Origin of the sequence: Synechococcus sp. CS-1332 (assembly GCF_025127995.1) — a bacterium.
In the GTDB taxonomy this organism is placed as follows: Bacteria; Cyanobacteriota; Cyanobacteriia; order PCC-6307; family Cyanobiaceae; genus Cyanobium.
The window spans coordinates 23060-41839 of record NZ_JAHLYP010000008.1 but is presented as its reverse complement, the minus strand read 5'-3'; the positions used below and the strand labels follow the sequence as shown (position 1 = coordinate 41839).

Genomic DNA, 18780 nt, shown 5'->3' with positions numbered 1-18780 from the left:
TGAATTCGCGACCTTCCGGCCGGTTCAGTGGGTCGGAACCGTGTTGCATTCTCCGCGCCGCAATGACGGCCTCCCCCACCGCCAAAGAAACCATCCTCGTCGTCGATGACGAGGCCAGCATCCGCCGGATCCTTGAGACTCGGCTGTCGATGATCGGCTATCAGGTGGTCACCGCCTGCGATGGCGAGGAGGCCATCGAGGCGTTCCATCGCGTCCTGCCGGACCTGGTTGTCCTCGACGTGATGATGCCAAAACTTGACGGCTATGGCGTCTGCCAGGAGCTGCGCAAGGAATCCGACGTGCCGATCGTGATGCTCACCGCCCTCGGCGACGTGGCGGACCGCATCACCGGCCTTGAGCTCGGGGCCGACGACTACGTCGTCAAGCCCTTCAGCCCCAAGGAACTTGAGGCCCGCATCCGCTGCGTGCTTCGAAGGGTCGAGAAAGACCCCGCCGCCGGGATTCCCAATTCCGGCGTGATCCAGGTCGGCGATCTCCGCATCGACACCAACAAGCGTCAGGTGTACCGGGGCGACGAGCGCATCCGTCTCACCGGAATGGAGTTCAGCCTGCTGGAGCTGCTGGTCAGCCGCTCCGGCGAGCCCTTCAGCCGGGGCGAGATCCTCAAGGAGGTGTGGGGCTACACCCCCGAGCGTCACGTGGACACCCGGGTGGTGGATGTCCACATCTCGCGGCTGCGCTCCAAACTGGAGGATGATCCTGCCAACCCCGAGCTGATCCTCACGGCCCGGGGCACCGGCTATCTGTTCCAGCGCATCGTTGAACCCGTTGCCACCGAAGGATCCTGAAGGCGGGGGGCGCGACGGCCGCCGCTTCGCCTCCAACCGCCCCAAACCCAACCGCACGATCCGCCGTCTGGTGATCTGGTATCGGCGCAACGCGGCCGTCACCAGCCTGGTGGGCACCGCCACCGCCACCGCCTCGGGGGCGGCCTCGGGGGCGGTTTCAGTGGCGGGCAGCATGGCTGGCGCCGCCACCAACGTGGCGGGCTCCGTGCTCCAGCCCCTGGTCTTCGATCCGCTGCGTCGTCTCCAGCAAGGAAGCCACTCCGGGGGCACCATCGACGACAGGCAGCGCCTCTGGGTTGCCGTCGACGGCATGGGCGGGGACCACGCCCCTGGGCCGATCCTGGAGGGATGCCTGAGGGCGGTGGTCCTGCTGCCCCTGCGCATCCGCTTCGTGGCGGAACAGGAGCCGCTGCGCCAGGCTGTGATGGCAATGGGGCTGGGCCACGACCTTGAGGAAGCCGTGCAGCGCGGCCTGATCGAGCTGGTGCCCAGCGGACCCTCGGTGGGCATGCACGAGGAGGCCACGGTGGTGCGGCGCAAGCGCGACGCCAGCATCAACGTGGCCATGGATCTGGTCAAGAAGGGCGAGGCCACCGCCGTCTATTCCGCCGGCAATTCCGGTGCCGTCATGGCCGCCGCGATCTTCCGCCTTGGCCGGCTGGCCGGCATCGATCGCCCGGCCATCGGCGCCCTGTTCCCCACCAAGGACCCCAGCCAGCAGGTGCTGGTGCTCGACGTGGGGGCCAACATGGACTGCAAGCCCGAGTGGCTGCACCAGTTCGCCCTGCTGGGGAACATCTACAGCCGCGACGTGCTGCAGGTGAAACGGCCGCGCATCGGCCTGGTGAACATCGGCGAGGAGGAGTGCAAGGGCAACGACCTCTGCCTGCGCACCCATCCGCTGCTGGCGGGCGACGAGCGCTTCGTCTTCGCCGGCAACTGCGAAGGTCGCGACATCCTCTCCGGCGACTTTGACGTGGTGGTCTGCGACGGCTTCACCGGCAACGTGCTGCTGAAGTTCCTCGAATCGGTGGGCAGCGTCCTGCTGGACGTGCTGCGAGCCGAGCTGCCCCGGGGGCGCCGGGGCAAGGTGGGCTCGGCCTTCCTGCGCAGCAACCTGGTGCGGATCAAGAAGCGCCTCGACCACGCCGAGCATGGCGGCGCCCTGCTGCTCGGGGTCGACGGCATCTGCGTCATCGGCCACGGCAGCAGCCGCGCGCTTTCGGTGGTGAGTGCCCTGCGGCTGGCCCACTCCGCCGCCAGCCACGGGGTCATGGACGACCTGCACGCCCTCGGAGAGGGGAGCGCCGGAGTGGCAACCACCTGTGGTTGACTGTGCCCACCTGTGAACCGAATGGGTGCCGCTCGGCTCAGACAAGACGGTGACCACGGCCGCCTTGCGGGGGATGGCCCTGGTGGGCTGCGGACGGGCTCTCCCCGCCGCCAGCATCAGTAACGACCAGCTGAGCGAGCGGGTCGAGACCAACGATGGCTGGATCCGCAGCCGCACCGGTATCGGCGCCCGACGTGTGGCTGGCCCAGGCGAGACCGTCACCAGCCTGGCCGCCGAGGCCGGCCGGGCGGCCCTGGCCCATGCGGGCTGGACTCCCGACGACGTGGATCTGATCCTGCTGGCCACCTCCAGCCCAGACGACCTGTTCGGTACCGCCCCCCGGGTCCAGGCGGCCCTGGAAGCCCACCGGGCCGTGGCGTTTGATCTCACGGCGGCCTGCAGCGGCTTCCTGTTCGCCCTGATTACGGCGGCCCAGTACATCCGCGGCGGGACGATGCAGCGGGTGCTGGTGATCGGCGCCGACCAGCTCAGCCGCTGGATCGACTGGGACGATCGCCGCACCTGTGTGCTCTTCGGTGATGGCGCCGGTGCTCTGGCCGTCCAGGCCTGCGATCCCGCCGACGATGCCCTGGTGGGCTTCCGCATGCGCTCGGATGGCAGCCGCAATGCCTGCCTCACCCTGGCCCAGGTGGCCGAGCACCGGCCCCTGGTAGGGGACCTCTCCGCCCAGGTGGGCGGCTTCGCGCCGATCCACATGAACGGCCAGGAGGTCTACAAGTTCGCCGTGCGGGAAGTTCCCGCCGTGCTGGCCGAACTGCTCGAGGCCACTGGCACCGCCGCCGCCGACGTGGACTGGCTGCTGCTGCACCAGGCCAACCAGCGCATCCTTGATGCGGTGGCCGACCGCTTCGCCATGCCCGCCGAGCGGGTGCTCAGCAATCTCTCGGCCTACGGCAACACCTCCGCCGCCACGATCCCCCTGATGCTCGATGAGGCGGTACGCGATGGACGGGTGGGCGTCGGCGACCTGATCGCCAGCAGCGGCTTCGGCGCCGGCCTGAGCTGGGGGGCGGCCCTGTTCCGCTGGAGTGGTCCTGGGCGCCCACCAACCGAGCCCTAATCTCCTGCCGTTGCACGGGAGGCTTGCATGGCCATCGCCTGGATTTTTCCGGGACAGGGTTCGCAGAAGCCGGGCATGGCCGAGGGGGTGATCGACCTGCCTGGCGCCCGGGAGCGCTTCGATCGGTCCTCGGCCCTGCTCGGTCGTGACCTGCTGGCGATCTGCGCCGGGTCGGAGGCCTCCGGCAACGGGTCAGGGGCCTGTGGCAGTGGGGGCCCCGGCGAACCCAGCGATCTCAACGACACCCGCAACACCCAGCCGGCCCTGTTCGTGGTCGAGAGCCTGCTGGTGGATGAACTGCACCGGCAGGGCCGCACGGCCCAGCTGGTGGCGGGCCACAGCCTGGGCGAACTGGTGGCCCTCTATGCCGCCGGTGTCTTCGACGCTGAGACCGGCCTGGCCCTGATGCGCCGCCGCAGCGAACTGATGGCCGCCGCCGGCGGCGGCGCCATGACCGCCGTGATGGGCTTCGACCGCGACGAACTGGAACAGGTGGTGGCGGCCACCGAGGGCGTGGTCATCGCCAACGACAACAGCGCCGCCCAGGTGGTGCTCTCCGGCACCCCGGAGGCGGTGGCCAGCGTCAGCGCCACGGTGCGCTGCAAGCGGGCCATCCCCCTGGCCGTCTCCGGCGCCTTCCATTCCCCGTTCATGGCCGCCGCCGCCGCGGCCTTCGCCGCCGAACTGGAGGGGGTGCCCTTCGCTGATGCCCGGATCCCCGTGCTCAGCAACGTCGATCCCAGGCCCGAAACCTCCGCCACGGCGCTCAAGGAGCGCTTGCGCCAGCAGATGACCATGGGGGTGCGCTGGCGCGAAACGATGGAAGGCCTGCAGAGCGCCGGCATCACCACCGCGGTGGAGATCGGCCCCGGCAACGTGCTCAGTGGCCTGATCAAGCGCAGCTGCCCTGGACTCGGTACCGCCCAGATCGCCGGCACGGGCGACCTGGGCCAGTGAGGCGCCGTCGCCGGCCACCGGCCGATCCCCCTGCCCTGCTGAACACGCCACGACCGAGCCTGACCTACCGGCTGATCAGCTACCTGCTGGTGTTTCCCGTGTTCCGGGTGCTGTTCCGAGGCCAGACCACCGGCAACGACAACGTGCCTCTGGAGGGGGCCGTCGTGGTGGTGGCCAACCACGGCTCCCACCTCGACCCGCCGCTGCTGGGCCATGCCCTCGGCAGGCCCGTGGCCTTCATGGCTAAGGCGGAGCTGTTCCGGGTGCCGATCCTGGGTCCGATCATCCGGGCCTGCGGCGCCTACCCGGTGGAGCGCGGCGCGGGTGATCGCGAAGCGATCCGCACCGCCACCGACCGGCTGCTGCAGGGCTGGGCAACCGGTGTTTTCCTCGACGGCACCCGCCAGCAGGATGGTCGCGTCAACCATCCCCAGCCCGGGGCGGCCCTGCTGGCGGCCCGGGCCGGGGTGCCGCTGCTGCCGGTGGCGATCATCAACAGCCACCGGGCCCTGGGACCGGGCGGCCACGGGCCCCGGCTGGTGCCGATCCACATCCGCATCGGCACGCCGATCCCTCCCCCGGTCTCCCGGCGGCGCCCCGACCTGGATGCGGTGACCCGGGCCGCCCAGGAGCAGATCAACCGGATGCTCGACCTCGGCCCGATCAGCGGAAGCCTGCTTTCTCCAGCCAGGGAGCCACCCGCTCTTCCACCCACGGCCTGATGTCCCGGCCGCTGATCACCCAGAGGGCCGCCCTGGCTCCATCGCCCCACAAGCGCCGCCGGCCCTCGACGACGCAAAGGTCACCGCAGGGGACAGGCACCGGGGTGAGGTGGATGCCACGGCTGCCGGCCACGATCCGTCCCACCAGCAGGGCCCTCTCCATGTGATCGGTGGAGGTGACGAGAAGGGCGTGGCGGATCCTTGACTTGCGCAGATCGTCGACCAGGGAGGTGAAGTTGGACACCGTGTCGCGGGCCCGGTAATCGAGCTGAACCTGGCGGGAGGGCAAGCCCTCCTTCTGCTGGAACAGCCAGTGGGCGTACTCGGGGTTGGTGCCGCCGGTGACCACCACCGGCAGCCCATCGGTGCGGGCCAGGCGGGCCGCCGCCGCCTCCCGATCGGCATCTCCCCCCAGCACCAGGATCATCTGGGGCGGCGGCGGCGCAGGCCACCACACCCCCCGGGAGAGCCACAGCAGAATCAATCCGACTAGGCCTACCAGCACTCCCCTGCCCCGGCAGGGTCGGCGCGGAGCGGGGGGGGCGCGGCGGACCCGCGGGGAAGGACCCTCCGGCGCAGCACCGGTGCGTTCCGGGCGGCGCCGGCGGCGGGGCCGGGGTTGGGGACCGGGGCGGCTCAGCATGGGAGCGCCTCCACCGGACTGGTGGGGTACAGGGGCAGCACCGGCTGCCAGGGCGCCGCCAAGCCAGCGCCGGCGTTGGCGGCACTGATGCCGAGCAACTGGATCACGTCCTCCGGCAAGCGCACCTCGGCGGGATGGATGGGATAGGGGGCCAGGGCGTCGCTGCCGCGGTGGAGCTTCGGGGCTTCCAGCTCGGCCACGCCACCGGGCTGGCCAGGATCGGCGCCATACAGCCCCGCCACCACCCCACGACGGGGGAGCTCCTGGAGCAGCCAGAAGGGGCCCGCCGCACCGGGTGGCTGGGGCCCACTGAGCAGGCGGCGAGCCATCAAGCGGAAACTGCTGATGCCGTCGAGGGGCAGGGCCAGTTGCTGGGCCAGGGTGCGAGCCAGCACCACCGTCAAGCGGGTGCCGGTGAAGCCGCCGGGGCCGGTGGCCACCGCCAGTCGGCCCAGTTGGGGCCAGGCGCTGGCCGGCAGCACCGATTCCAGACAGTCGAACAGGCCATTGGAGAGGGAGCGGCCCAGGGGGAAACTCTCCAGCCGCTCAGGCTGCGTTGCCCCGAGGCGCTGCAGCCCCACCCCAAGGCTGTCGCTGGAGCTGTGCAACGCCAGCAGCCAGGGGCGGCTGGCCGGATCGGGGAAGCCCGTCATGAGGGCAGGGGGCCATCGGGGCGCCAGCGGCGCCAGCGGCCCGGATCCGAGCGGAAATCGGAGCAGGCCCGCACGTCCCACTCCACCCCGACGCTGGCCCCAGCGGCGTCGAGATCGACCACCTGCACGTGAATGCGGGGCTGGCTGGGATTGAAATCGGGGCTCACGGTGAGATGGGCGACGCCATGCTGACGCTCAACCGCGTGGTAGGCCTGACAACGCTCGACCCAGTGGCAATCCACACAGATGCACATGCCGCCACGGCCCAGCAGGGCGCCCATTGTGGCGTGCGAGCCGGGACGTCAAGTCTCGGAACTGTGGCGGGCCCTGGCACCGGAGCGCTGGCCTGTGGCCCCCGCCCAGTTTCCGGAGGGCACGGCGCTGGTGGGGGGGGCGATCCGGGACGGCCTGCTGGGTCGCCTGGCCGCCCAGCCGGATCTGGACCTGGTGGTGCCCGGCGACGCCATCGAGCTGGCCCGACGCCTGGGGCGGCAGTTCGGTGGCACCTGTGTGGTGCTCGACCAGGCGCGTTGCATCGCCCGGCTGGTGCTGAAGGGCTGGACAATCGACCTGGCCCGCTGCGCCGGTGATGATCTGACGGCCGATCTGGGCCGCCGCGACTTCACCGCCAACGCCATCGCCCTGCCCCTTGGGGGAGCGACGTCACCAGACAGCAGCGATGCCGCCGATCTGGTGCTGGTCGACCCCTGTGGCGGCCTCCAGGATCTGGCGGCACGCCGGCTGGTGGCGATCAGCGAGGCCAACCTGCTCGACGACCCGCTGCGCTTGCTGCGGGGGGTGAGGCTGGCCTGCGAACTGGACTTCACCATCGCACCGGCCACCTGGGAGCTGATCAGGCGCCACCAGCAGCGGATCACCGTCGTGGCCGGGGAGCGGGTGCTGGCGGAACTGGAGCGCCTGGCCGCCTCTGCCCAGGGGCACCGGGGGCTGGCTCAGGCCCTGGAGGCGGGCCTGGTCCAGCCCTGGGGAGCCGCTGACGAGCCAGAGGTGCCGCTGGAGCCCCTGGGACCGCAGCGGCCTGAGGCCTGCGGCCTGACCCCGGCGGAGGCGGCCTGGGCCCTGCCGCTGGCACGGCTGGCGGCCGTACTGGACAGCCGGAGCCTGGAAGGGCTGCGGGCCAGCCGCCGCTTGCAGCAGCGCTGCCAGCGGCTGCGGCAATGGCACGACCGGCTCCGGCAGACACCAACAGCCGCCGATGGGCCAGCGCTGGAGACCCTGGCCGAAGCAGAGCGGCTGGCGCTGCACCGACAACTGGAGGAGGATCTGCCCGCGCTTCTGCTGCACCTGGATCCGGAGGCGGCGCAGCTGGCCCTGCGGCGCTGGCGGGATCCGGCGGATCGCCTGTTCCATCCCCGGCCGCCCCTGGACGGCAGACGCCTCCAACAGCTGCTGGCCATCGCCCCAGGCCCCCGGCTCGGCCAGCTGATCGACCACCTCACGACCGAAAGGGCCTTCGGTCGACTGAGTGAAACGGCAGCGACGGACACAGCGGAGCTGGAGGATCCCCGCCTCACTGAAGCTGCCGTTGCCGCCGCCAGGACCTGGCTGGGCCGCCAGGGCGAAGTGCCGGAGGCGGACCCACGGCGTGATTAACTGCTGAGTGCAATGGCGCTATCGCACCGCCTGCCAGAGTTTTTTCCCTTTTCCCTCGCCCCCTTCCCATGAGCGTCCGTCTCTATGTCGGCAACCTGCCGCAAACCTTTGATGCCAAAGAGCTGGAAGCTCTCTTCTCGAGCGTGGGAGAGGGGGTGCGCTTCAAGGCCGTGAACGACCGCGAGACTGGGGCCTGCCGGGGCTTTGGCTTTGCCAACGTCGAAGACCTGGCCCAGGCCGAGGCGGTGATTGCCCAGCTCAATGGCAAGGACTTCGGCGGCAGCACCCTGCGCATCGAGATTTCCGAGCAGCGCCGTGACACCCGCCCAGCCGCCGGCGCCGACCGTCGTCCCGGCAGCGCCCCGACGGCCGCCCGCAAGAGCGTCAACAAGGTGGTCCATGCCGACGCCGTCGGCGAAGGCGCTCCCGATCCCCGCTGGGCCGGCGAACTGGCCAAGCTCAAGAACCTGCTGGCCAACCAGAAAGCTGCGGTCTGAGGCGCCGCCTTAGGGGAGTACCGCCATCAGACCCACGACCCCGACGAAGATCGCCAGGAAGACGAATCCCAGGCGTGTCATCTTGCGCTCATGGCCGTCAATGCCGGCCTCCACGTCGGCCGTGATCCTCTCCCTGAATTCGGAGAGGGTCCGCTGCTTGTCTTCGGGAGGGACCGGCTTGATCGTCATGGCGAGGGATGTTGGGAGGATGGCGCCGAGGACTGGAGCCTGGGATCCCATCGGATCAGCGGCTCAACCCCGGTGAAAGTACCAGTAGGAACCGATCGCCAACAGCACCATCAGCACGATGGGAACGGCAATCGCGGCCATGCCGTTGTGGCTGCGCACCACCCGCCCTTCATGGGCAACGACTGCGTCGCGGATGCTGGCCTGCATCTCCTCCCGCAGGCGAGCCAGGTCGGACTCCAGGGTTTCATTGGTGTATAGGTCGCGCAGGCGATCAAATACGCTCCGTCCCAGCACAAGACTGCGTTCGGGATGCTCGAACAGCAGATCCATCAATTCGTCGCGGCTGAACACCAGCAACTCCGTGGGCTTCGAGGCCCGGGCCGTGTGGGTACGGTTGCGGCCGTCGACGAGTTCCACCTCACCGAAGACGTGGCCGGGCCCATGGCGCCCATCGACGCCTTCACCGGTTTCGGGATAGAGGGTGACCAGCTCGATCGCCCCGGTACGGACGAGATAAACATCCTGGCCGCCGTCTCCACTTCGGTAGGCGAACTCACCGGGGTCAAGGTGAAGCTTGCGCAATGGTCGCAGGTCAACAGGAGCCCACTCTAATTCCTCCAACCAGTTCAACTTGGTTCCCGGGCTAGCCGGTGCTAAACAAGGGCGGTGGGCCAATGGAACCCGTCTCGCACCCGTCTGAGGAATGACCAAGGGACTCGAGAATTTCTGGTACGCGGTGGAGCACACCCACGGGCTCGGCAATCAACCCGTTTCGGTCACCCTGCTGGGGCGCCGCTACCTGCTCTTCCGCGACGACGTTGGCCAGGCCCACGCCCTGGCCGACTACTGCGCCCACCGGGGAGCCAGCCTGGCCAAGGGGTGGCTGGAAGGATCCTGCGTGCGCTGCCCCTATCACGGCTGGAGCTATGACGTGTCCGGGCACTGCGTCAGGATTCCGGCCGATCCGCCAGGCACACCGATCCCGGCCCGGGCCCGGATGGCCACCTTCCCCCTCAGGGAACAGTCCGGTTTCCTATGGATCTTTCCCGGCGATGCCGGCATGGCCGCCAGCGTCCCCATTCCCCCCTTCCCCGAACTGGACCAGCCGGGCTGGCGGGCGGTGAGTGGGGAGTACCGCTGGAACGCCCACTTCAGCCGTGTCGTGGAGTCGGGGCTGGACACGTCCCACGCCCCCTTCGTGCACAAGCCCTTCTTCGGCAACCGGGAGGAGGCCAGCGTGGAAAGCCTGGCCATCCAGAGCGAACCCGGCCTGGTGTCGACCCACCACAAGGTCAAGCCACCGGCAAGGGTGGGCCTGTTGAAGTACATCGTCAAACGGGAAAGAAGCCACTCCAGCGCCACCCTCACCAGCTATCTCCCCAACATCAACAGAATCGCCCTGGATTTCAACTGGAAGGGATTTCAATACATCTATTTCGCCAGCAACATTCCCGTTGACGACAACACCACGTTGACCAAATGGATCGGCGTACGCAACTTCCTTCCCTACCGCTGGGCGGATGGCAACTCGATCCGTAACACCGTCGACACCTACGAAGAGGACCGCGCCGTGGTGGAAACCCAGCCACCGGGGCCCTCCTGGACCACCCAGGGTGATGAACTGCTGCTGGCCTCCGATCAGCTGATCCTGGCCTACCGCCGCGCCCTCGCCCGCGCCTGTCCGGCCGCCAGTGCCGCCACGGCAGCCTGAGATGGACTCCCCGTCGCCCTGGCCCATCGACTGCTGGTATGCGGTAGGGCTCTCCAGCCAGGTGAGCCGCCAGCCCCTGGCCCATCGCTTCCAGGGCAGGGAGGTGGTGCTGATGCGTGATGGCGGCGGCTGCGTGCTGGCCTTTGATGGCCGCTGCGCCCACCGGGGCTGCTCCCTGGCGGCGGGCTGGGCCCAGGGGGACACCCTCGTCTGTCCGTACCACGGCTGGCGGTATGACGCCCAGGGGACCTGTGTGCAGATCCCGGCCCTGCGGCCAGAGGAGTCCATCCCCCGCCAGGCCCACCTGCGCACCTTTCCCACCCGGGAGCGGCACGGGTTCGTCTGGTTGTGGCTGGCCGGCCGGCACACGAGCCCCGACGAGGAGGTGCAGGACATCCCGGAACTGGCCGGGCTGAGCCTGCGGGACGGAGGCGACATGGCCTTCACCTATGCCACCCATTTCACCCGGACGATCGAGAACGGCATCGATCCCACCCATGCCGCCTTTGTGCATGGCAAGAGCATCGGCCGGGTGGACCCGGCCACCGACTTCAGCCTGGAGCACTACCCCGTCCAGGTGGAACCGGGCAGCCTCTACGGACGGATGCCGATCAAGGTCAAGAAGCTCACCGGCCTCACCCGCCTGCTGCTGAAGGGGGATTCCGGCAATGCCTACAAGGAGTACCGGTTTCTTTATCCCAATGTGGTGGTTTCGATCATCCATTTCGGTGCCCTGACCCTGGCGGCCCTGCAGGCCCATGTGCCGGACAACGACAGGGAAACCACCGTCAGGGTGACCAACGGCCGGAACTTCCTGGGCACCACGCCCCTGCTCAACCGGCTGTTCGATCGCATCACCCTGGACACGGGTCTGCAGATCTCCAAGGAGGATGCGGCCGTGATCAGTGAGCAGGAGCCGAAGCGGGTCAGTTTCCGCGGCTCCAACGAGGTGCTGATCGAGTCCGACCTGATCCTTGTGGAGTACCGGCGGATGATGCGCGAACGGGCGCGGGTCTGAGGCAGCGATCGTCTCTAGGGGCGCACCGTCCACTCTCAGCCGCCGATGTCGACCGGCACCGGGACGGGCTCCTTGATGCCACGCAGTAGGGGGACCCCCAGCAAGCACACCACGGCCTGCAACAGGAAACACAGGGCAGGGGAAAGGTCGTAGAGGACCCCGGCGAGCATGGGGCCCAAGGCGCTGGCCAGGCCCGTGAGGGCGATCAGGCTGCCCAGCATCACCCCCTGCCGGTTCTCGGGCACCAGCCGCGACACCAGACTCCTGGCGGTGGGGATGACGCAGGCCGCCCCCACCGACAGCATCACTGCGGCCGTGACGATCACGACAGCGGCCCCAGCGCCGAAGACCTGGGCCAGGGGGACCAGGGCAATGCCGGCGGCCACCGCCACCAGGCCGTAGCTGTTGAGGCGGGCCTCCCCATGGCGCCGGACCAACGGGCCGGTGAGGGCCACCTGGACATAGGTGACCGTGAGGCCGACGATCACGAAGATGCCGCTCGATTGGGAGGCCGACCAGGAGAACTGATCCTTGAGATATAGAACCAGCAGGGTGGTGAAGCCGCTGAAGGCGAAGTTAAAGCAGCAGAAAGCGAGGGCCACGCGGTTCGCCTTCGGCAGCGCCAGCAAGGCCATCACCGGCGCCAATCCGTTGATCTGCGCGCGCTTGAAGCGCGGTCTGTTCTCGCGGGGGAGCGTTTCCTTGAGATAGAGAAACGCCATCAGGAAGTTGTAGGCCGCCAGGGCTGCTGCCACAAACACCGGAATGCGCATGCCGAAGCCCACCAGGGCACCTCCCAGGGCAGGACCGGCGATGGCCCCGAGGCCGAAGGCTGCACCACTGATGCCGAAGTTGCGGGCCCTGTTCGCCGGGGTCGAGATGTCAGAGATGTAGGCCTGGGCCGTGCCAACCGTGGCGGTGGACACGCCGTTGATCGCCCTGGAGAGAAAGATGAGCCCCAATGTTCCGGCCAGGCCGAACATGAACAGGGACAGGGCGTTGATGGCCACGCAGACAAGAATCACCGGCCGTCGGCCAAAGGCATCACTGAGGGAACCGATGATCGGTGATGCCAGGACAGAAAACAGGGTGGCCGTCGATGCCAGTAGACCCAGGGTGAGTCCGTCCGGGGAGAACGTCTCGAGGATGAAGGGTAGAAGCGGGTAGACGATGTTCTCGCCCAGCTTGTCCAGCAACAGGGTGAGAAACACGATCGCCAGGGGACTGCGCAGCTTGCGAATCACTTTCGGATCATTCGAACGGCAGTGTTGGGTGTCCCAACCTTGGCGGCGGCGCCAATCTAGGGGGTGTCGCACTCTCCATCCGGACGCTTCGCCTAAGATCCCAGCAGCCTCAGCAGAGCATGTCATTTCCTGGGTCCGTATCAGAGACAACATCTCCCCAGGTGTCTCAACTGGCTCAGAACTGTTGGTACGCCGTGGCCTCTGGCTTCGCTCTGCAGAAGGGGCCCATTTCCGTCCCATTCGCAGGCCACGATCTGGTGCTGTTCCCGGATGCAGAAGGGCGGCCACGCCTGTTCAGCGACCGCTGCCCGCACCGGGGAGCCTCCCTGGCCCTGGGCCACATGGAGGCGGGCTGCCTGCGTTGCCCCTTCCATGGTTGGAAGTTCGCAGCCGATGGCACCTGCCTGGAGGCCCCCGCCGAACCGGCCGGATCCAGCCCCCCAGCACGCAGCAGCCTGGTGGGGGAGCGGCCGGTGATCGAATCGCGGGGCTTTGTCTGGATGTGGTGGGGCCCCGATCCTCCGGATCCGTCCCTGCTTCCCGAACTGCCCCTCTTCCCGGCTGCCGACTGGAGCCATGTGGAAAGCAGCTTCGACTGGGAAACCCATTTCAGCCGGGTGATCGAGTCCAACCTCGACAATTCCCACGCCTACTGGGTGCACAAGGGCACCTTCGCCAGTCAGGATTCGCCCCTGTCAATTCCCGTCGATCTACGCAAGGAGGATCGGATGATCGCCGCCACGGTGAGCTTCGAACTGCCGGTGAAAGGGGCCCTCAAACTGCTGCGCAGCGTGATGGGCCAGAGCGGGCCCCTCTGCGCCACCACCACCTTCAGTTTCTATTACCCGAATCTGAACATCGTCGACACCAGCATCGGTGACCAATTGCGCTTTGTCTTCTTCAACGCCAGCCTGCCCCAGAGCGACAGCCACACCGTGGCCCGCTGGGTGAAGTACTCCAAGCGCAAACGCTTCCGGCTGCCCGGCAGCGCGACCAAGTCAGTCGCCATCTCCCGGACGATCTTCGAGGAGGACCATGGGGTGGTGCGCAGCCAGCGGCCGACCCCCGTCCCCCTCGATCTCACCGAAGAACGCCATGTGGCCTCGGACATCCTCTCAATCGAGTTCCGCCGCATGCACCGCCGCTGGCTGAGCGAAGAACCGCTGGCTACCATGGCGCGCCCAGAGGCCCTCGGTTCGTGACGGAGACGCCGCACGTGGACAGGCTGGAGGGCCTGCAGCGCTTCTGGCGGGAGCGCGCCTGGGGCAGCGGCCGCCAGAAGCTGATCACGGTGTCGGCGCTGGCCGTGCTGGGGCTGGCGGGCTGGCAGCTGAGCCACCGCCCCGCCCCGCCCCCACCGCCCCTGGCGCCCCGTGCCGTGACCGCCCTGGGACGCCTCACCCCCATGGGGGGCGTCGTGTCCCTGTCCACCGCCTCCGGCAACAGTGGCGGCTCGGAGGTCGTCGAGAAGTGGCTGGTGCCGGAAGGGGCGACGATTCGCCGCGGCCAGCTGCTGGGCTTCCTCAGCAGCTGGGCCAGCCTCCGGGATGGCGTCGTCCAGGCCGAAAACCAGATGGCCCTCAACGAGGCCAAGCTCGCCCAGGTGGATGCCGGGGCCAGGGCGGGGGCCCGGCTCAAGGCCGAAGCCGACCTCAAGGCCGAACAGGTAGTGATTCCCTACCTGAAGATCAGCCAGCAGAAGAGCGTGGAGCTGTTCAAGGCCGGGGCGATCTCCGAGGAGGAGCTCGGCAAGGCCGATGCGGCCCTCGCCCAGGGCCAGGCCAACATCCAGGCCCTCAAAGGCACCCTTTACGACAACCTCACGGTCCGCCCGGTGGACCGGCAAGTGGCCCTCGCCGATGTCGCGGTGGCGAAGGCCAACCTCGCCCAGGCCCGCAGCCAGCTGCGCAACGCCGAGATCCGCTCCCCCCTCGACGGACGCCTGCTGCGGATCTACAGCTGGCCCGGCATGAAAGAGACGGACCAGGGACTCGCCCAGGCCGGTCAGATCGGGGCCATGCAGGTCTGGGCCCAGGTGTTCCAGAGCGACATCCCCCAGGTCCGCCGCGACCAGCCCGTCGAGATCTGGCCGGAGAGCGGTGGCTTCAGCGGCAAACTGCAGGGCCGCGTCCAGAACATCACCGGTGAGGTGTCCGACCGGGATCTGTTCAGCGTCAATTCCAACAACAACGTCAATGCCCGGGTGGTGCTGGTGAAGATCAACCTGTCGCCCGCCGACTCCAGCCGCCTCGCCAAGCTCAGCGGATTGAACGTCAACGTCCGCTTCCTGCCGTGATCGGCCGCTCCCTGAGGCGCAGCCTGGGCGATCTGCCGGTGGCCTGGCTGCAGCTGAAGCGGCAGCCGATCCGTTACCTGGTGGCCGTCACCGGCATCGGCTTCGCCGCCCTTTTGATGTTCATGCAGCTGGGCTTCCAGTCGGGTCTGCTGACCAGCGCCACCACGTTTTACCAGGCCCTGATCACCGATCTGGTGGTGATCAGCCCCGGCACCCGGGACAGTGGCGCCTTCCAGCAGTTCCCCCAGTCCCAGCTGTACCAGTCGCTGGGTGTGCCTGGGGTGAGCGATGTGATTCCCGTCTACGTGGCCAATGTGAATGCCCAGCAGATGGGCGGAATCAAACCCACCAGCCTGCGACTGATCGGCTTCGATCCCGACCAGCAGATTCTCGATCTGGCGCCGGTGCGTGAGCAGATCGACCGGATCCGCACGCCCGGCTATGTGCTCTTCGACGCGGCCGGCAACAGCAACACCGGTCCGCTGGCAGCGGCGGTCAAGGCCCAGGGAAGCCAGACGATGATCCTGTCCGACTTTTCCAAGACCTTTCGGGTGGTGGGATTGTTTCGCCTCGGCTCCACCTTTGCCGCCGACAGCAATCTGATCAGCAGCGACACCACGGCCCTGCAACTGGCGTATAAGCAAATCAACCCAGGTGAGATCTCCATGGGTCTGATCCGCGTCAGGGATCCGGCCGCCATCGCTTCCGTGCAGCGTCACCTGCGAGCCCTGTACGGCAGCCAGCTGCAGGTGTTCACCAAGCCGGAGCTGATCGCCAATGAACAGAACTACTGGAACACCAGCTCCTCCTTCGGCATCATCTTCGGCTTCGGCACGATCATGGGACTGCTGGTGGGGGGGGTGATCGTTTACCAGGTGCTGTACACCGATGTCAGCGACCACCTGCACGAATACGCCACCCTCAAGGCCCTGGGCTTCCGCAACCGTTTCCTGCTGATCCTGGTGCTCCAGGAGGCCTCGATCCTGGCGGTCTCCTCCTTTGTCCCCGCCGTTGTGGCGAGCGCCGCCCTCTATGCCTTTCTCACCGCCGTCTCCGGCATCCAGATCATGATGACCACCGACAAGACCCTGCTGGTGTTCAGCCTGACCATCGGCGTCTGCGGACTGGCGGCCGCCATCGCGCTGAACAAGCTGCGGGATGCGGATCCGGCCAGCGTCTTCTGAACACGATGCTGCCCGTCGTCGCCGAGAATCTGCGCCACGCCTACGGCGAAGGTCCGCTGCGCAGCGAGATCCTGCACGGAATCAGCTTCAGCGTGAATCCAGGCGAGATCACCCTGCTGGTGGGGCCCTCCGGCAGCGGCAAGAGCACCTTGCTCACCCTCGTCGGGGCCCTGCGATCGGTCCAGGAAGGATCCCTTCAGGTCCTGGGCAGCGAGGTGCGGCGCTCCAGTGAGCGCAGCCGGGTGGAGATCCGCCGCCGCATCGGTTTCATCTTCCAGAGCCACAATCTGGTGGCCTCCCTCACCAGCCTGCAGAACGTGGCGCTGGTGTTGCAGCTGAGTGAACCGGATCCCAAACGGCGCCTGCACCGGGCCACCGCCCTGCTTGAGGCCGTGGGCCTGGGACACCGCTTGGATTACTTCCCTTCCGAACTCTCCGGCGGCCAGCGGCAGCGGGTGGCGATCGCCAGGGCCCTGGCCCCCGAACCCGACCTGGTGCTGGCCGATGAACCCACCGCCTCCCTTGACAGCAGCTCCGGCCAGGAGGTGGTGGCCCTGCTCGGCGACCTCTGCCGCAAGCGGGGCAGTTCGGTGCTGCTGGTGACCCACGACCTGCGCCTGCTCGATGACGCCGATCGGATCTGGGCCATTGAAGATGGCAGGGTCGAACCCTGGAAGGGCTCCCATTGAGTCCCCCGTCACCCGGCCCCATGCCCGTCACCCCCCCTTCCAGCGGCGACACGTCCAGCGGCGACACGCTTTTCCCGGCGGACTGGCTGGGCACCTGGCCGTGGCAGGGGCAGACGATCAGCTACGTGCGCAGCTCGCCTGCGGCACCAGGCCCGGCTGGGGCGTTGCCCGTGCTGCTGATCCATGGCTTCGGCGCCTGCAAGGAACACTGGCGCCACAACCTGCCGCCCCTCTCCGGCAACCGTCCCGTCTTCGCCTTGGATCTGGTGGGCTTCGGGGCCAGCAGCAAGCCGCCCTCCCGCCTCGAGGGCGAACCCGACGACGGCCTAGCGCTGCGCTACGGCATCGACCTGTGGGCCGATCAGGTGGCGGCCTTCGTTCGGGAGGTGATCGGCACGCCGGTCCAGCTCGTCGGCAATTCGATCGGGGGCGTCGTGGCCCTCGCTGCAGCCACCAGGCTCGGGGATGACGCCCGCCAGGTGATCCTGATCGACTGCGCCCAGCGCAGCCTGGACGACCGACGCCTGGGCGATCAGCCGCCCCTGCGCCGGATCGGCCGGCCCCTGTTGAAGCGCCTGGTGCGGCAGCGCTGGCTCACGGGTCGCCTGTTCCGCTGGGTGGCCAATCCCGGCGTGATCCGCCGGGTGCTGGGCGCCGCCTACCCCTCCGGTGACGGCATCGACGACCAACTGGTGCAGCTGCTGCTGACCCCGGCCCGCAGCCCCGGCGCCGAAGAGAGCTTCCGGGGTTTCATCAACCTCTTCCGCGACCGGCTCGCCCCGGACATGCTGGCGGAGCTGACCATTCCGGTCCGGATGCTCTGGGGGGAGGCGGACCCGTGGGAGCCGGTCGCGGAGGCCCGGCGCTGGGCCGGGGCCTTTGCCGCGGTGCGTGATCTGCGGATCCTGCCCGGCCTCGGCCACTGCCCCCATGACGAGAATCCCTCCCTGGTGAACCCCGTGCTGGAGGAGTGGCTCGCCCTGGTGGATCAGCCCTGAGGCGGAGCAGCCGGCCTGGCCGCGCCAAGCCGGGTGCGCCAGCGCTGGCGCTCTGGATCCCAGCGCAGCCAGCCCCGTTCCTGCAGACGGGCCCGCAGCTGCTCAGGGGCCTGACCCACGGAGGGGGCGGCGGCGGCACAGCAGGCGTCGAGTTCCGGCTCCGCCAGGCCAGCCCGCAGGCCCATGATGAGCAGCTGTCGCAGCAACGCCGGTTCCAGCGCCACCAACCGGCCCATGCTCAGGGGGCCCTCAGGCAGGGCCATCGGCGCCGGGCTGTCGCCGGCGGCGTCGGGGGGCTCAGAGGAGCGCATCGGCGAGATCGGCCGCGAGCTGGGTCACCCCGGTGCTCCAGGGATGGGAGGGGACATCCACCAGGGCCAGGCTGCCACTGGCGATGTTCAGCAGGTCTTCGCTGAGGGGCAGGATCGCTCCCACCGGAATGCCGTAACTCTGGGCCACCCGGGCCCGCACCTGTTCCGCATCGAAATGGGGCGGCAGTTTGTTCACCACCAGGCGGGCCTCGGGCACCATCAACCTCTGGGCCACTTCGATCGCCACGGCCGTGCCGAGGTAATCCTGCTGATCCGGGCGCATCACCATCACCAGGCAATCGGAAATGGCCGTGGAAAGTAGGGTTTCCTCATTGATCCCCGGGTGCGTGTCCACAATCAGCAGATCCAGGCGCAGACTCTGGCCGAGGCTGAACAGCGCATCATTCAGCCGCTCGACCTCATAGCCTTCCCGCAGCAGGCGGGCGATCCTGTCCCCGTCCATGGCAGCGGGTACCAGAAAAATGCGCCCCTTGCCACCCCGCAGCGAGGAAGGGGTGACGTCATGGGAACACTTTTCGATCGGAATGGAGCCTTGGAGATGGTCGTTGAGCGTATGGGATTCCGGGCCGGCCGTGAATCCAAACAGCACATGAATGCCCGGTGAAGCCAGATCGGTGTCGAACACGCCGACCCTCAATCCCCGGGCAGCGAATGCGGCAGCCAGATTCGCCGAGAGGTTGGATTTTCCCGTTCCACCACGGAAGGAATGGACGGAAAGGATCCTGGTCATGAAGCCATCCAACTCACGGACGTGAGAAAATCATAGGCATGGTGTTGCAAGCCCTTTTGAAGATTCGCCCAAGTTTTCCT

General features: G+C 68.1%; 22 protein-coding genes. 14 read left to right on the top strand and 8 right to left on the bottom strand.

Annotated elements, in window-relative coordinates; all coding sequences use genetic code 11:
* Positions 1–62 precede the first annotated feature (62 nt).
* From rpaB to KQ305_RS01210, 5 genes are all read left to right on the top strand, one after another.
* Positions 63–809 (top strand): response regulator transcription factor RpaB, encoded by a 747-nt coding sequence (rpaB, locus tag KQ305_RS01230; RefSeq protein WP_259723635.1) that lies wholly within the window; start codon positions 63–65, stop codon positions 807–809.
* Entirely contained in the window at positions 790–2142 is a 1353-nt protein-coding gene (plsX, locus tag KQ305_RS01225; protein ID WP_259723646.1) for a phosphate acyltransferase PlsX, read from the top strand. Before rpaB ends, plsX begins: the two co-directional genes overlap by 20 nt.
* A gap of 73 nt (positions 2143–2215) precedes the next feature.
* Complete coding sequence (locus KQ305_RS01220; RefSeq protein WP_259723645.1) at positions 2216–3223, top strand: beta-ketoacyl-ACP synthase 3; 1008 nt, start codon at positions 2216–2218, stop codon at positions 3221–3223.
* A 27-nt stretch (positions 3224–3250) separates the two neighbouring features.
* Positions 3251–4180 carry an ACP S-malonyltransferase gene (gene fabD / locus KQ305_RS01215; RefSeq protein WP_259723634.1) on the top strand — a complete coding sequence of 310 codons (930 nt, stop codon included), beginning with the start codon at positions 3251–3253 and terminating at the stop codon, positions 4178–4180.
* Positions 4177–4902 (top strand): 1-acyl-sn-glycerol-3-phosphate acyltransferase, encoded by a 726-nt coding sequence (locus KQ305_RS01210; RefSeq protein ID WP_259723633.1) that lies wholly within the window; start codon positions 4177–4179, stop codon positions 4900–4902. The genes fabD and KQ305_RS01210 overlap by 4 nt, the downstream gene beginning before the upstream one ends.
* Here the strand turns inward: KQ305_RS01210 and KQ305_RS01205 are convergent.
* Genes KQ305_RS01205 through KQ305_RS01195 form a run of 3 tightly spaced genes read right to left on the bottom strand, consistent with a single transcriptional unit; the run spans position 4844 to position 6452 of the window.
* Positions 4844–5545 carry a YdcF family protein gene (locus tag KQ305_RS01205; protein WP_259723632.1) on the bottom strand — a complete coding sequence of 234 codons (702 nt, stop codon included), beginning with the start codon at positions 5543–5545 and terminating at the stop codon, positions 4844–4846. The genes KQ305_RS01210 and KQ305_RS01205 overlap by 59 nt on opposite strands.
* A complete protein-coding gene (tsaB, locus tag KQ305_RS01200) occupies positions 5539–6198 on the bottom strand; it encodes a tRNA (adenosine(37)-N6)-threonylcarbamoyltransferase complex dimerization subunit type 1 TsaB (protein ID WP_259723631.1) in 660 nt (219 codons plus the stop codon). The genes KQ305_RS01205 and tsaB overlap by 7 nt, the downstream gene beginning before the upstream one ends.
* Positions 6195–6452 carry a Ycf34 family protein gene (locus tag KQ305_RS01195; RefSeq protein WP_259723644.1) on the bottom strand — a complete coding sequence of 86 codons (258 nt, stop codon included), beginning with the start codon at positions 6450–6452 and terminating at the stop codon, positions 6195–6197. The genes tsaB and KQ305_RS01195 overlap by 4 nt, the downstream gene beginning before the upstream one ends.
* A gap of 28 nt (positions 6453–6480) precedes the next feature.
* On the opposite strand from KQ305_RS01195, the gene KQ305_RS01190 reads away from it, so the two are divergent.
* On the top strand, positions 6481–7812 hold the full coding sequence (locus KQ305_RS01190; RefSeq protein WP_259723630.1) for a CCA tRNA nucleotidyltransferase: 1332 nt from the start codon (positions 6481–6483) through the stop codon (positions 7810–7812).
* A 68-nt stretch (positions 7813–7880) separates the two neighbouring features.
* Complete coding sequence (locus KQ305_RS01185; RefSeq protein WP_259723629.1) at positions 7881–8309, top strand: RNA-binding protein; 429 nt, start codon at positions 7881–7883, stop codon at positions 8307–8309.
* A 9-nt stretch (positions 8310–8318) separates the two neighbouring features.
* On the opposite strand, the gene KQ305_RS01180 is transcribed toward KQ305_RS01185, so the two are convergent.
* The gene (locus KQ305_RS01180) at positions 8319–8498 is read right to left on the bottom strand and encodes a hypothetical protein (RefSeq protein WP_259723628.1); all 180 of its coding nucleotides are present in this window, start codon (positions 8496–8498) and stop codon (positions 8319–8321) included.
* Positions 8499–8561: 63 nt separating this feature from the next.
* On the bottom strand, positions 8562–9080 hold the full coding sequence (locus KQ305_RS01175; RefSeq protein ID WP_259723627.1) for a Crp/Fnr family transcriptional regulator: 519 nt from the start codon (positions 9078–9080) through the stop codon (positions 8562–8564).
* Positions 9081–9201: 121 nt separating this feature from the next.
* On the opposite strand from KQ305_RS01175, the gene KQ305_RS01170 reads away from it, so the two are divergent.
* Positions 9202–10209, top strand: a complete 1008-nt coding sequence (locus tag KQ305_RS01170) for an aromatic ring-hydroxylating dioxygenase subunit alpha (RefSeq protein WP_259723626.1) — start codon at positions 9202–9204, stop codon at positions 10207–10209.
* 1 nt (position 10210) lies between these two features.
* Positions 10211–11227, top strand: coding sequence for an aromatic ring-hydroxylating dioxygenase subunit alpha (locus KQ305_RS01165; RefSeq protein WP_259723625.1), 1017 nt, complete (start codon positions 10211–10213; stop codon positions 11225–11227).
* Between the two features lie 35 nt (positions 11228–11262).
* Here the strand turns inward: KQ305_RS01165 and KQ305_RS01160 are convergent, their stop codons facing one another.
* A complete protein-coding gene (locus KQ305_RS01160; RefSeq protein ID WP_259723624.1) occupies positions 11263–12471 on the bottom strand; it encodes an MFS transporter in 1209 nt (402 codons plus the stop codon).
* Between the two features lie 119 nt (positions 12472–12590).
* Here KQ305_RS01160 and KQ305_RS01155 point away from each other — a divergent pair, with 119 nt between their 5' ends.
* From KQ305_RS01155 to KQ305_RS01135, 5 genes are read left to right on the top strand one after another with little or no spacing between them, the layout of a single operon-like run.
* A complete protein-coding gene (locus tag KQ305_RS01155; protein ID WP_259723623.1) occupies positions 12591–13673 on the top strand; it encodes an aromatic ring-hydroxylating dioxygenase subunit alpha in 1083 nt (360 codons plus the stop codon).
* The gene (locus KQ305_RS01150) at positions 13670–14767 is read left to right on the top strand and encodes a DevB secretion protein (RefSeq protein ID WP_259723622.1); all 1098 of its coding nucleotides are present in this window, start codon (positions 13670–13672) and stop codon (positions 14765–14767) included. Before KQ305_RS01155 ends, KQ305_RS01150 begins: the two co-directional genes overlap by 4 nt.
* Positions 14764–15951 (top strand): ABC transporter permease DevC, encoded by a 1188-nt coding sequence (gene devC, locus KQ305_RS01145; protein WP_259723621.1) that lies wholly within the window; start codon positions 14764–14766, stop codon positions 15949–15951. Before KQ305_RS01150 ends, devC begins: the two co-directional genes overlap by 4 nt.
* A 5-nt stretch (positions 15952–15956) precedes the next feature.
* Entirely contained in the window at positions 15957–16640 is a 684-nt protein-coding gene (locus KQ305_RS01140; protein WP_259723620.1) for an ATP-binding cassette domain-containing protein, read from the top strand.
* 20 nt (positions 16641–16660) lie between these two features.
* A complete protein-coding gene (locus KQ305_RS01135; RefSeq protein WP_259723619.1) occupies positions 16661–17638 on the top strand; it encodes an alpha/beta fold hydrolase in 978 nt (325 codons plus the stop codon).
* Here KQ305_RS01135 and KQ305_RS01130 read toward each other — a convergent pair.
* Positions 17629–17949 (bottom strand): hypothetical protein, encoded by a 321-nt coding sequence (locus KQ305_RS01130; RefSeq protein ID WP_259723618.1) that lies wholly within the window; start codon positions 17947–17949, stop codon positions 17629–17631. The genes KQ305_RS01135 and KQ305_RS01130 overlap by 10 nt on opposite strands.
* Positions 17936–18700, bottom strand: coding sequence for a MinD/ParA family protein (locus KQ305_RS01125; protein WP_259723617.1), 765 nt, complete (start codon positions 18698–18700; stop codon positions 17936–17938). The genes KQ305_RS01130 and KQ305_RS01125 overlap by 14 nt, the downstream gene beginning before the upstream one ends.
* Between the last annotated feature and the right edge of the window lie 80 nt (positions 18701–18780).